This window comes from Thermodesulfobium sp. 4217-1 (assembly GCF_039822205.1).
Classification (GTDB): Bacteria; Thermodesulfobiota; Thermodesulfobiia; order Thermodesulfobiales; family Thermodesulfobiaceae; genus Thermodesulfobium.
The window spans coordinates 82799-95529 of sequence record NZ_JBAGBW010000004.1; the positions used below are offsets into that span (position 1 = coordinate 82799).

General features: G+C 37.0%; 12 protein-coding genes, 1 other RNA gene and 1 pseudogene. 2 read left to right on the top strand and 12 right to left on the bottom strand.

All coding sequences use genetic code 11. The features are described from left to right. The first annotated feature begins 97 nt into the window (after window positions 1-97). Both V4762_RS02905 and rnpB read left to right on the top strand, forming a co-directional pair. Window positions 98-289: a YgaP family membrane protein gene (locus tag V4762_RS02905; protein ID WP_347314279.1), complete on the top strand. Its 192-nt coding sequence runs from the start codon at window positions 98-100 to the stop codon at window positions 287-289. An 86-nt stretch (window positions 290-375) separates the two neighbouring features. Then, window positions 376-719: RNase P RNA component class A (gene rnpB, locus V4762_RS02910), an RNA gene on the top strand. A gap of 23 nt (window positions 720-742) precedes the next feature. Here the strand turns inward: rnpB and V4762_RS10040 are convergent. From V4762_RS10040 to V4762_RS02965, 12 genes and pseudogenes are all read right to left on the bottom strand, one after another. Beyond that, window positions 743-1108: pseudogene (locus V4762_RS10040) on the bottom strand (signal peptidase II); the annotation flags it as partial. An 83-nt stretch (window positions 1109-1191) separates the two neighbouring features. Beyond that, a complete protein-coding gene (gene ahcY, locus V4762_RS02915; RefSeq protein WP_347314280.1) occupies window positions 1192-2427 on the bottom strand; it encodes an adenosylhomocysteinase in 1236 nt (411 codons plus the stop codon). Further along, a complete protein-coding gene (gene ileS / locus V4762_RS02920) occupies window positions 2411-5167 on the bottom strand; it encodes an isoleucine--tRNA ligase (RefSeq protein ID WP_347314281.1) in 2757 nt (918 codons plus the stop codon). Before ileS ends, ahcY begins: the two co-directional genes overlap by 17 nt. 54 nt (window positions 5168-5221) lie before the next feature. Beyond that, window positions 5222-6232 carry an S-methyl-5-thioribose-1-phosphate isomerase gene (gene mtnA / locus V4762_RS02925; protein WP_347314282.1) on the bottom strand — a complete coding sequence of 337 codons (1011 nt, stop codon included), beginning with the start codon at window positions 6230-6232 and terminating at the stop codon, window positions 5222-5224. Window positions 6233-6249: 17 nt separating this feature from the next. Then, complete coding sequence (locus tag V4762_RS02930; protein ID WP_347314291.1) at window positions 6250-6819, bottom strand: class II aldolase/adducin family protein; 570 nt, start codon at window positions 6817-6819, stop codon at window positions 6250-6252. After that, a complete protein-coding gene (locus V4762_RS02935; RefSeq protein WP_347314283.1) occupies window positions 6803-7666 on the bottom strand; it encodes a purine-nucleoside phosphorylase in 864 nt (287 codons plus the stop codon). The genes V4762_RS02930 and V4762_RS02935 overlap by 17 nt, the downstream gene beginning before the upstream one ends. Next, entirely contained in the window at window positions 7663-7932 is a 270-nt protein-coding gene (locus tag V4762_RS02940; protein WP_347314284.1) for a DUF167 domain-containing protein, read from the bottom strand. The genes V4762_RS02935 and V4762_RS02940 overlap by 4 nt, the downstream gene beginning before the upstream one ends. Before the next feature lies 1 nt (window position 7933). Further along, window positions 7934-8431: a DivIVA domain-containing protein gene (locus V4762_RS02945; protein WP_347314285.1), complete on the bottom strand. Its 498-nt coding sequence runs from the start codon at window positions 8429-8431 to the stop codon at window positions 7934-7936. Then, window positions 8428-9225, bottom strand: coding sequence for a pyrroline-5-carboxylate reductase (gene proC, locus V4762_RS02950; protein WP_347314286.1), 798 nt, complete (start codon window positions 9223-9225; stop codon window positions 8428-8430). The genes V4762_RS02945 and proC overlap by 4 nt, the downstream gene beginning before the upstream one ends. Then, entirely contained in the window at window positions 9222-9914 is a 693-nt protein-coding gene (locus V4762_RS02955) for a YggS family pyridoxal phosphate-dependent enzyme (protein WP_347314287.1), read from the bottom strand. Before V4762_RS02955 ends, proC begins: the two co-directional genes overlap by 4 nt. Continuing rightward, entirely contained in the window at window positions 9844-11898 is a 2055-nt protein-coding gene (gene uvrB, locus V4762_RS02960; RefSeq protein ID WP_347314288.1) for an excinuclease ABC subunit UvrB, read from the bottom strand. Before uvrB ends, V4762_RS02955 begins: the two co-directional genes overlap by 71 nt. Further along, window positions 11895-12731: ABC transporter permease (locus V4762_RS02965; RefSeq protein WP_347314289.1), on the bottom strand; the 837-nt coding region annotated here is incomplete at its 5' end. The genes V4762_RS02965 and uvrB, both read right to left, overlap by 4 nt.

Below are 12731 nucleotides of genomic sequence, written 5' to 3' on the forward strand. Positions count from 1 at the left end.
CATTATCAAAAATTTAATATGTCATATTACAAAAAATATATTAAATAAATTTTATATTAGATGTATAATAGATTAATATATCAAAGGAGGTGTCAAAATGAAACAAAATGAAGGAACTATAGACAGGATCATAAGATTTATTTTAGGACTTGTTCTTATTTATATTGGCTTTTCAATGCAATTTGATACGTTGGGCATTATTTTGACGGTTATAGGAATTGTGCTGATTTTTACTGCTGCTACAGGTTTTTGTGCACTTTATAAACTCTTAAAAATTTCTACAAAGTAATATATTTATTCCAAACAGGATAAAGGAAACATAAGCCTTTATCCTGTTTTTTCATTTTAAGTCTACTCATGCTATTATGTATAAAACAGGACAGGCGCGCAACTTACAAGTTAACTGCTTGAGGAAAGTCCGAGCTCCATTGGGCAGGATGCTGGTTAATTGCCAGAGAGGGAGACCTCTGGATAGGGCCACAGAAAAGAACTACTATCTTTGATAGTACAGGTGAAAAGGCGAGGTAAAAGCTCACCGGCAGAAGAGCGATCTTCTGGCCAGGTAACCCCCATCAGGAGCAAGGCCAAATAGGGAAGGAGATAGCCCAGATCGATAATACTTCCGGGTAGGCCGCAAGAGACTGAAGAAAACTTCAGCCCCAGATAAATGGTTGCGACCCTTTTGGGTACAGAACTCGGCTTATAGCCTGTCCTGGTTTTTCATTTCTGTTAAGTAATAGTAAATTAGCAGGAGCGCTCCAATATCAATGTACACATCGGAAAGATTAAAAACCGGCAAAATATGAATATTTATAAAGTCAATTACCTGATGAGTGCCAAAAATTCTATCCAATAGGTTACTAGATACGCCAGCAATCAAAAACGACAGAGAAGCCCTCAGATTAGGTATTTTATACCATAACACGATACAAGATATCAAAAATATAGTTCCAACAAAGATAAAAAAATATGTTTGACCGCTAAGAATCCCCCAAGCCCCCCCCAAGTTCTTAACAAGAACAAACTGTATCAGAAAAAAATTATAGCTGTGTTCTGCCAAGAACTTGATAGCCAGAAGCTTTGTAAATCTATCAATCAAAAAAATCACAAGAGCAAATACCAGAAAACAAAAAGACTTAAGCTTCAATATCTTAAATTCAAACTCAATAAAAAATTAAAATTCTTTCGAATTTACCAGGATTTCATATACTTTTCTTGTTCAGCACTAAGAGTATCTATGCTGGTGCCCATAGAGTCAATCTTTAATCTTGCAATCTCTCTATCAATGTCTATTGGAACAGGATATACACCAATTTCAATTTTATTGGTCAAAAGATATAGCGCACTCAAAAATTGGTTTGCAAAGCTCATATCCATAACGCTTGAGGGGTGACCTTCAGCAGCAGCAAGGTTTACAAGTCTGCCTTCGCCTACCAGAAATACCTTTTTGCCATTTTTAAATGTATACTCATCCAGTTCGTGCCTTATCCTTCTCTTTAAAACCTTCTCTTCTTCCATCTTGTCTACATCTATCTCCACGTTAAAGTGTCCAGAATTTGCCACTATAGCTCCATCTTTCATACTCAAAACGTGATCAAACCTTATAACGTTGCAGTTACCAGTAACAGTTATAAATATATCTCCAACTTTTGCGGCCTCGTCCATGGGCATCACGTCAAAGCCATCCATTATTGCCTCAAGAGCCCTTACTGGTTCGACCTCAGTAACTATAACCCTTGCGCCCATTCCCTTAGCTCTCATACTTACGCCTTTTCCGCACCAACCGTAACCTGCTACCACTACCCTTTTACCTGCAAAAAGTATGTTTGTAGCCCTAATAATACCATCAAGAGTGCTTTGTCCAGTTCCGTATCTATTATCAAAAAAGTGCTTTGTCATAGCATCGTTCACAGCTATAAATGGAAATTTTAATAGCTTGTCCTTGTGAAGAGCATCAATTCTATGAACGCCCGTCGTAGTTTCTTCACAGCCACCTACTACTTTATCAGCAAGTTTCGGATAATCCTTGTGCAATGTAACCGTCAAGTCAGCACCATCGTCGATGGTAATATCTGGTTCAGATTCAATACAAGTTTTAATATTGTCCCAATAGCTTTTAGCATCCTCTCCTCTTTGAGCAAAAACAAATATTCCTTCTTTTGCCAGATAGGCAGCTACCTCATCGCTTGTGCTCAAAGGGTTTGACGCACATAAATATACCTGCGCCCCTGCATCCCTGAATGTGGTTATGAGATTTGCAGTTTCTGTGGTCACATGAAGACAGGCAGCAATCTTCTTACCGGAGAAAGGCTTTGAAACACTATATTTTTTCCTTAGGATATCAAGGACTGGCATCTCACGGTATGCCCACTCAACTTTTTTTAAACCCTCATCAGCTAAGCTAATGTCTTTAATTTGATAATTCATCTAAAACCCTCCTGCATCTATCACAAATTTTTAGTTCACTACCGACTACGCTTTCCTGATATTGCCAGCATCTCTCACACTTCTCGCCTTTTGCATGAAAAACTTCTACACCAAAATTGTCATTTTCAAGAGAAAATTTTGAAGTAGACTTTTCACCAATGCTAACCTGTGACACGATCATCAGCTCTGGCAAAATATCTTTATATTTGAGCAATGTTTCTTTTAAATTGTCATTTTTTGGAAAAATGTTTACATATGCCTCCAAAGATGATCCTATTAACTTTTCTTTTCTGGCCTCTTCCAAAACTTTTTTCGCTTCGTCCCTGACCTCAAGAAGTGCATCAAAATCTACAGGTCTCTCAACCCCTTCAAGATTCTTTGCTGCATCAGGATATGAAGCAAAGAATACGCTTTCAGGCAGTGTGCTATCAAATTCTCTTAGATATCCCCATGCCTCTTCAGAGGTAAAAGATATTATCGGACAAAGAATTACCAAAAGATCTTTTAGCATTCTATATACGACAGTCTGAGCAGACTTTCTTTCACTATCAAATCCTGCATAAAGTCTATCTTTTAGAACGTCCAGATAAAAGGCACTCAAATCTATAGTCATAAATGATTTTATCTTGTAAAGCATTTTATAAAATTGATAGTCTTTAAAATATTGTTCTATTTCTAAAATAAGATCGTTAAATTTAGAATAAATATATCTATCCAAAACAAGCCATTTTTCTGGTGCCAATGAATTTTTTGGATCAAAATCATTTAAAAGACTGAGCATATATCTTATAGTGTTTCTTAATTTTTTATAGGTATCAGATTGCTGCTCGAGAATTCTGTCTGAAATTGCTACATCAGCTGTGTAATCAGAAGATGCTACCCAAATTCTCAATACGTCTGCCCCGCTTTTTTCAATAACTTCAAGCGGCGCTATTACGTTCCCTCTCGATTTTGACATCTTATAACCATTTTCGTCTACAATAAACCCATGAGTTAAAACGCTCTCATAAGGTGCCCTTCCAAAAACAGCAGTAGAAGTAAGTAAAGATGACTGAAACCAACCTCTGTGCTGATCTGTTCCTTCCAGATACATATCAGCAGGCCATCTAAGCTCGTCTCTCTGCCTTAGGACACATGCATGACTTGACCCAGAATCAAACCACACATCCATAATGTCAGTTTCTTTTCTAAAATGCTTGCCGCCACAAGATGGACAGGTATAGTCTCCCAGAATCTGTGAAGCATCCTTGTTAAACCAGGAATCAGAACCTTCTTTGGAAAACATTTCGCAAACTTTATTTATTGTATCTTCATTAACCACAGTAGCTTTACAGTCCTCACAATAAAATGCAGGTATAGGAAGGCCCCAGGATCTCTGCCTTGAAATACACCAATCAGCTCTATTGGAAACCATAGCGCTCATTCTGTCTATCCCGCCTTCTGGAATCCACCTCACATCCCTTGTAGCCTTAAGAGCCTCTTCTCTGAATGCGTCCACAGAAGCAAACCACTGCTCTGTAGCTCTATATATTAGCTTCCCTTTACATCTCCAACAATGAGGGTATGAGTGCTCAAGCTCGTCTTTCGACAGCAAAAGCCCGCTTTTTTCGAGATCTTCAATAACTGCCTTGCTCGCATCGTGAACGAAAAGATTTTCAAATCTTTGAGCTTTGCTATTGAATAGGCCCTGATCGTTCAACAATGACTCTACTTCCAAATTTTTTTGCATGCCTACAATATAATCCTCAGGACCATGTCCGGGAGCCATATGGACAATTCCAGAGCCATCCTCCATACTTACAAAAGGTGCAGTAACCACAAGCGATCTCTTTTCAGGAAAGAGCGGATTGGACGCAAGAATGCCTTCCAAATCCTTGCCCTCAATTGTCTTTAATTCTTTATAAGTTCCAAACATCTCTTTGAGCTCTTCAAGTCTTTCTTTTGCAACAAGAATTTGTTCATCTTTGACCTTGATCAAAGAATAAATTGAATCCGATTTTACAGCCAGGCCCTTGTTCGAAATCAAAGTCCATGGCGTAGTGGTCCAGATAAGAATCATATCGCCTTTATTCAGAATGCCCTTGCCATCAATTACAGGAAATTTTACAAAGATTGATGGGGAGGTAGTATCGTAATATTCTACTTCAGCCTCCGCCAAAGCAGTCTCACAAGAAGGGCACCAGAAGACAGGCTTAAGGCCTTTATAGATATAGCCCTTTTTGTACATCTCCCAGAATATCCTAATTTGCATTGCTTCATATTTTGGATCCATCGTAATATACGGTTTCTCCCAATAGCCAAACACTCCAAGCCTTATAAATTGTTTCCTTTGTCTGTCAATAAACTTCAGAGCATGCTCATGACACATCTTTCTAATGTCTGACACGGTAAACTCTTTTTTATTTTTGCCCAGAGTTTTCAAAGCCTGAAATTCTATAGGAAGGCCATGACAATCCCAACCGGGTACGTATGGAGTATATCTGCCCTTGATCATGTAATACTTATTTATCATATCTTTAAGAATTTTATTAAATGCAGTGCCTAAATGAATATCACCGTTCGCATAAGGCGGGCCATCGTGAAGAATGAAAAATTCATTATTTGCCCTTAGTTTTATAGCCTCTTCATAAGTATTATCTTTTTGCCATCTTTTCAAAAACTCAGGCTCTTTTTGGGTAAGCCTTGCCTGCATTGGAAAATTTGTTTTTGGCAGCTTTAAAGTTTTTTTGTATTCGACCATAATACAACTCCTTTTTTATTTATATCAAAACTTAATATGTCCAAATCTATATAATTAATCCAACAAAGTTAGAATTTCTTCTGGCTTATACACGCCTGTTTCGGTTATGATTGCCTTTATGAGCTTTGCAGGAGTAATATCAAAAGCATAGTTCAATCCAATCGTATCAGCCTTGTTTGTAAAAGAGTCCATAAATCTGACTACTTCTTTTCCATCTCTCTCTTCAATAGGAATTTCTTCACCAGTGGCGATAGAAAAGTCAATTGTGCTCACAGGTGCAGCCACATAAAATGGAACATCATAAAATTTAGCTGCCAATGCATGCATAAAAGTTCCAATCTTATTTGCTGTATCACCATTTGCCGCAATTCTATCAGCACCGACTATGACAGCATCTACCATAGAATTTCTCATTAATATACCCGAAGATCCATCTACGATTAGCTTGTAAGGAATAGCATCTCTATCCAATTCGAAAACGGTAAGTCTGGCTCCCTGCAGAAGAGGTCTGGTCTCAGAAACATAAACTAAATTTAGTTTTCTCATTTGAAACATCTTCCTTATGACCCCCAGAGCAGTTCCTACTCCTGGAGCGGCCAACGAGCCAGTGTTACAATGAGTTAAAATATTTCCCTCTGGCAAGACATTGGCGCCATTTGCAGCAATTTTATCGTTTATTTCAATTTCTTGAAGATACAGTGAATAAGCAAAATCAAATATTTCATTTATATTTAAGCTATTAACTGCAAATTCAAGAATCTTATCCACTCCCCATGAGAGGTTAATGGCAGTTGGACGACAATTTTTAATCTTATCAGCTTCACTTTTCAGTGAGCTATTATCAGTTAAAAGCGTGTTATCGTTATAAATAGATAGATATAAAGCAAAAGCCCCACAAATACCTATAGATGGTGCTCCTCTGACTCTAAGATTTTGAATAGCCTCAATTATCATATCTGAGTTAGATAATTCAAGCCAATCTTCCTCAAAGGGCAATTTTGTCTGATCGAGCAACAATAAACAATCTTTTTTAAATTTAAATGGTTCAAATATATGCCTATGCATAACACTAACTCCTTAAATTAACTATTAATTTTAGAACATTTGTTTAAAAACCACGCCATCTTTGCGCTTTCTTCCAAGAGTTCAGATAAATAATAACATTCTTTCAAAGTTTTACCAACTACAATTGTCCCATGATTTTCAAGTATTCCAGCACAAATACCATTTGACAAATATTCAACTACTTTTTTGCCCAATTCTGAGCTTCCCGGTTGAGCAAATGGTATCAAAGGTATTTCTTTTAGATATATTTTTGCTTCTTCAGAAAGAACAGGAATGCTACTTTTCGTAAATGCAAATAAAGTAGCATAAAATGAGTGTGTGTGAAAAATCGATTTTACAAAGGGCAATTTTCTATAGATTTCAAGGTGCATTGGAAATTCAGATGATGGCTTAAAATTATTTCTAGTAGTGCCATCAATATCTATTATGCTAATTTTCCATGGCAAAACATCAAAAAAAGAGTAACCAGAAGGCTTTATATATATCTTGTTATCCTTAAAAAGGCTAATGTTGCCGCCCTTTGCTTTAGCCAGACCTCTTAGATATGAAATTTGTGACCAAAGAGCAATTTCAAATCTTGGTCGCATCAACCTTACCCGCAAGATCCACTACGAGATCTCTCAATTTATCACTGTTATTGGAGACAATATCAATTACCTCCTCAGCAGAAACCTTTAGAGGGTTGTCTGGACTTGCAATATTGGAAATCAAAGAAAAGCACAGCGTCTTAATCTTCAGAGCATTAAGAGCGATCACTTCCATAACTGTAGACATGCCCACTATATCAGCTCCCATTGTTCTCATAGCATATAGCTCTGCAGGCGTTTCAAAACTCGGTCCCAAGACTCCCACGTATACAACTTCTTTTGGCTCATAACCCAATACGTTCACGGATTCAGATTTAGCCAAAGTCCTTAATTTTTTGTTATAGGGATCGCTCATATCTACAAATCTTTCACCAAAATAAATGTCAGACAATCCAATTAAAGGATTATATCCTGTAAAATTAATGTGATCTTTCAAAATTACAACTTCTCCAACTTTTAAATTACTATTTATTCCGCCTGAAGCGTTGGTAAGATAGGCTATATTAGGCCTAAATCTCGAAAGAACTACAATGGGAAATATTACCTCCCAAACGCCATAGTTCTCATAAAGATGAAACCTTCCCTCCAAAATTACATAAGGCTTTGAATTAATGTAAACCAAACTAAGCTGTGAACGGTGTGATGGGGCTGAGGCTTTTGGAAAAAATGGGATCTTGTCATATTTAATTATCATATCTTTTTTCAACTCATCAAATGCCCTGCCAAAACCAGATCCAAGCTCTATTATGCCCTCAATCTTCTCTGGCAAAAAATCTTTCAGGTATCTCGAAGCTGCTTCACAATTCGCCTTAAATTCAAACTCATTGAGAAAGGAAAAGTTTTTCATATTTTTTGTTGCTCCTGTTCTTTTATTTTTTGCAAAATATTTTCTGATTTAACCAACAAAACCTTATTTCTGTTCTTTTCTCCTGAAGATATTTCAATATCTCTTTTTTTGCAATCTAAAAATTTTGAAATTAATTCTAATACCCTTTTGTTTGCCCTCCCGTCCTCTGGAGGTGCGCCTACCTTGCAAAATATCTTTCCATCTCTTACTTCTACTGACTCCTTTTTTGCATTGGGAGTGACTCTTAGCTCTACCTTAAAGTCCATTTTACTGTGAAGATTGATTATCTCTATCCATACTTTGTATTTCTCTGTTTACAATAGTCTGAAGCCTGGAAATAAACTCTTCCAATCCCTTCAATTCTCTTCTTTTTTCTTGTTTAATTCTCTCTATGTCAGAGAACAGTTTAGTGTGCTCTTCTTTAGTTCTTTGAATCATAGCCCTACACTCTTCGTCAGATTTTACCTTTTTTAATTCTATTTCCTTTTCGACCTGAAGCTTTGCTTCTTCAACCTTTTTTTGAATAAGTGAAAGAAAATCGCTCGTTGATGTTTCAAGCTCGCTCTTCTTTTGAGTTGTCTGGATACGTGACCTTAAATAGTCATTTTCCTTTTCAAGCCTCTCAATTTCTGACATCATTTGAGAGATGACTCCTGAAAGATCGTCTAAAAATTTATCAACGTCATCTTCCTTGTAGCCTCTCAAGCCTTTGCTAAAATCTCTATTCTGGATGTCTAAAGGTGTAATATTCGGTTTAAAAGTCACTCCATTTCCCTCGCTCTCTGATATGCTTTTACAACTGCCTGAATCAGGTTCCCCTTGACAGCAGATGATTCCAGAAACAAAAGCCCTTGAGCAGTTGTACCGCTTGGCGACATAACTGCTTCTTTCAGATATACTGGATGCTCGTACACATCAACTAAACCCACAAGCGACTGGAACAAATGCTCTACAATCTTTTTTGATATATTTCTTGAAAGACCGATTGTTACCCCCGAATCAACCAATGACTCCATCACCAACGCCACATAAGCAGGTCCAGAACCGCCAAGAGCTGTAAAAGCAGCAAATTTATCTTCCTCTAATCTCATAACATTGCCCAAAGCAGATAATATAGATTCTACATCCATCCAGTCTTGGGGTTCTACCAAACTTGAAGCGCACATTGCCATCAAGCCGTTCTGATTTATTACACCAAGAGTTGGCATAATTCTAAATGCCTTGCCTATATCTGCCTTTTCATGAAGCTCACTCAATGTTATACCAGCCATAACGCTAATAACTGTTTTATCTTTAAATAAAGTCTTTTTTTTCATCGATTCGGAAAGGCCTCTGAACTGATCGGGCTTTAGCGTAATGACAACAAGGTCAGAAGATTGTACTAGCTCGTCATTGGAAGAGTATATTTTAAGAGAATATTTTCTGCCAAGCTCTTCTCTTCTCTCCAACCTTCTATGGCTTGCAGCAACAAAAATCCTTCCTTCATCGTGTAAAACTTTCAGCCCTTTCAGAAAGGCTTCTCCGACCCTGCCCGCTCCCAAAATTCCTATTTTAATCATATGTCTATCCCCTCAAAAAATGCTCTGCCAATCCTAAGCATGTTTGAGCCTTCCATTATAGCTATTTCAAAGTCATCAGTCATGCCCATTGATAACACGTTAAGGTTATAGCCCTCTGCGTTTAACCTTTCATAGAGAATTCTAAGTGAAGAGAACTCCTTTCTAATTATGGCGGTATCATCAGTCAACGAAGCCATACCCATTAGACCTTCAATGTTCACAAATTTTAAAGGTGAAGTCATTCTAAAAAGGTTCATTACCTCACGCGGCGAAAAGCCATGTTTCTGATTTTCACCACTAATATTTACCTCCACGAGAACAGGCATGGTAATCTTTTTTTTAGATGCTCTCTCGTTTATCTCTGTTAATAAGTTCAAGGAATCTACAGATTGAATGCGTTCAAATATATCGATAGCATCCTTAACCTTATTTGTCTGAAGATGACCGATCATCTCAAACTCAGCGCTGCTAACTTCTTTAAGTTTCTCCTTAGCTTCCCTAACTCTATTTTCTCCAAATCTATTAAAGCCTAAGCCAAGCAGTGCTTTAACAATTTCTGTAGATTTTGTTTTTGTAACTGGCAGAATGTAAATTTCATCCTTCCTAAGAGCAGCTTCTTTAGCTTTTTGAACGCGGTTTTTTACCAGTTGAACGTTTTCTTGAAGTTTTTTCTCCCAGTCCAGTGACAAAATCGACCTCCTTATCATCAAAAATATTTTTTAACAATTTTAAAAGATCTCTATATTTTGCAGCCTCTTCAAACTTCCATTCTTTAGCATATTCTATCATTTTTGTTCTAATTTCTTTTTCCGATAATTCTAAACTGTTCTTATTTGATTTAATTATAGATCTAAGTTCTTCCTCAATCGATACTTCCGACGCTTCTCTGTCCACAATGTCGCCAATAGGTTTCGATATTGACTTTGGTGTTATATTATTGATTAAATTATACTCCATTTGAACCGTTCTTCTTCTATCAGTTTCATCTATAGCTTCTTTCATAGAATCAGTGATTTTAGATGCATATAATATAACCTTTGATTCCACATTTCTGGCAGCCCTGCCTATTGTTTGGATGAGAGATGTCGAAGACCTCAAAAAACCCTCTTTATCAGCATCAAGAATAAGAACTCTTGTAACCTCAGGTAAATCTAAACCCTCTCTCAATAAATTTATCCCCACAACCACATCATACTTCCCAAGCCTTAAGTTATGAAGAACATTGAGCCTTTCAATGGCATCTTGCTCAGAATGTAAGTAATAAGCTTTTATTCCTTCTTGAACCAAATAATTTGCGAGATCTTCCGCCAATCTTTTAGTTAGAGTGGTTATGAGGGTCCTAAATCCTCTCTTTGAGTTTTCCCTAGTCTCATTGATAGAATCATCTACCTGGCTCTCAAAACTTCTAATCTCTACGATAGGATCGAGTATGCCTGTGGGTCTTATTATTTGCTCCACAATCTGAGAACTATTTTCCTTTTCAAATGAGGCAGGAGTAGCAGACATAAAAATTATTTGATTAGCTTTCTGAATAAACTCATCAAACATAAGTGGTCTATTGTCGTATGCAGAGGGCAATCTAAATCCAAATTCGACAAGATTTTTCTTTCTTGCCTCATCCCCTCTGAACATACCCCTAATTTGCGGAACAGAGAGATGAGACTCGTCCAATATTATCAGAAAATCTTTTGGGTAGTAGTCCAGTAGAGTTACAGGAGGCTCACCTGGCTTCCTGAAAGTAAAATGTCTTGAATAATTTTCTACACCTTTACAATAACCAATTGTTTCAAGCATTTCAATATCATAAAGCGTCCTTTGTTCAATCCTCTTTGCTTCTACGATTTTACCCACACTTTCAAAATATCTGATTCTTTCATTAAGCTCAATCATAATTGACTCTATTGCTCTTTTTAACTTTTCATCCCTCAGGATAAAGTGTGATGCTGGAAATATCCAAAGATTTTCAATCTTTTCAATTGAGTCAAGACTTATCGGATGAAGCTTGGTAATACTCTTTATACGATCATCTTCAAATCTTACTCTGTAAGCGTATTCGTCAAAAGAGGGTATAAAATCAACGACATCCATGTTTACTCTAAAATTATTTCTCTTAAACTCATAGTCATTTCTTTTGTATAGCATATAAATCAAATTATCTATAAATTCATCTCTGCTTAATCGATCGCCCTTTCTAATAACAGTAGAATTAAGCTTGTATTCTTCTGGCTGTCCAAGGCTGTAAATACAGGATACACTTGCAACCACTATTACGTCATCTCTTTCAAGCAGCGATCGCGTGGCAGAGTGCCTATATCTATCTATCTCGTCGTTTACAGAAGCATCTTTTTCTATATACAGATCTCTTTGGGGTATGTATGCTTCTGGCTGATAGTAGTCATAATAACTAATAAAATATTCAACTGCATTTTCAGGAAAAAAAGACCTCAATTCAGAGCACAGTTGCGCTGCGAGCGTCTTATTTGGAGCCATAATTAAAGTAGGCTTTTTTACTCTATTTATTACATTTGCAATGGTAAATGTCTTACCAGTACCAGTCGCCCCCAAAAGAGTCTGATATTTATATCCTCTTTCTATGCCATTTGATAGCTGTTCAATAGCCTTAATTTGATCTCCTGCAGGCTTAAAGGGTTCAAATAATTTAAAGGTGCTCATTTCTCCCTCTCTTTTGGATTCATATACAATCTCAAGCCTTCGCCCAGAAAGTTAAAACCAAGCACAGAAAAGGTTATGCAAAGACCTGGAAAGATTAAAAGGTGAGGATATTCAAGAAAAAAATCCTGTGCCTCTCCAAGCATATTGCCCCAGCTAGCATAAGGCGGCTGTACTCCCAATCCCAAAAAAGAAAGGGCAGACTCAGTCATTATCGCACTTGACATCCCTAAAACAGAAGTTACCAAAACAATATTAAGTACATTGGGCAAAATATGTTTTCTTAAAATCCACATATTATCAGCGCCAAACATCTTGCTCGCCTCTACGTAATTTGAAGTTTTGATTGAAAGAGCTTGAGTTCTTACCAGCCTTGCAATTCCCATCCAGCTTGTAAATCCTATAATAACCATAGTATAAATAATTTCAGGTCTCTTTAGAACCGATTGAACAGCCAATAGAAGAAAAATTAGGGGAAAAGAAAGCATAGCATCTACAAATCTCATAAATAAAAAATCAAATACCTTTCCAAATAAAGCAGACATGCTGCCTAAGAAAGTTCCCAAACATACGGAAATGCTAACGGCGACGAGTGCGACGCTTAAAGATACTCGACCACCATACAATAGTCTTGACAAAATATCTCTCCCATATATATCAGTGCCCAAAGGGTGCAAAAGAGATGGAAGTTGAGGAGTGCCCAACGTAGCAAAATCAAACGCTTGTGGCGAATAAGAAGTTATAAGGGGTGCAAGTATCACACCCCCAACTATTGGAATCAGTAAAGACAAACCTAAAATAAAATAAAATCTTGATAAATTTTTCAAATATCCTTT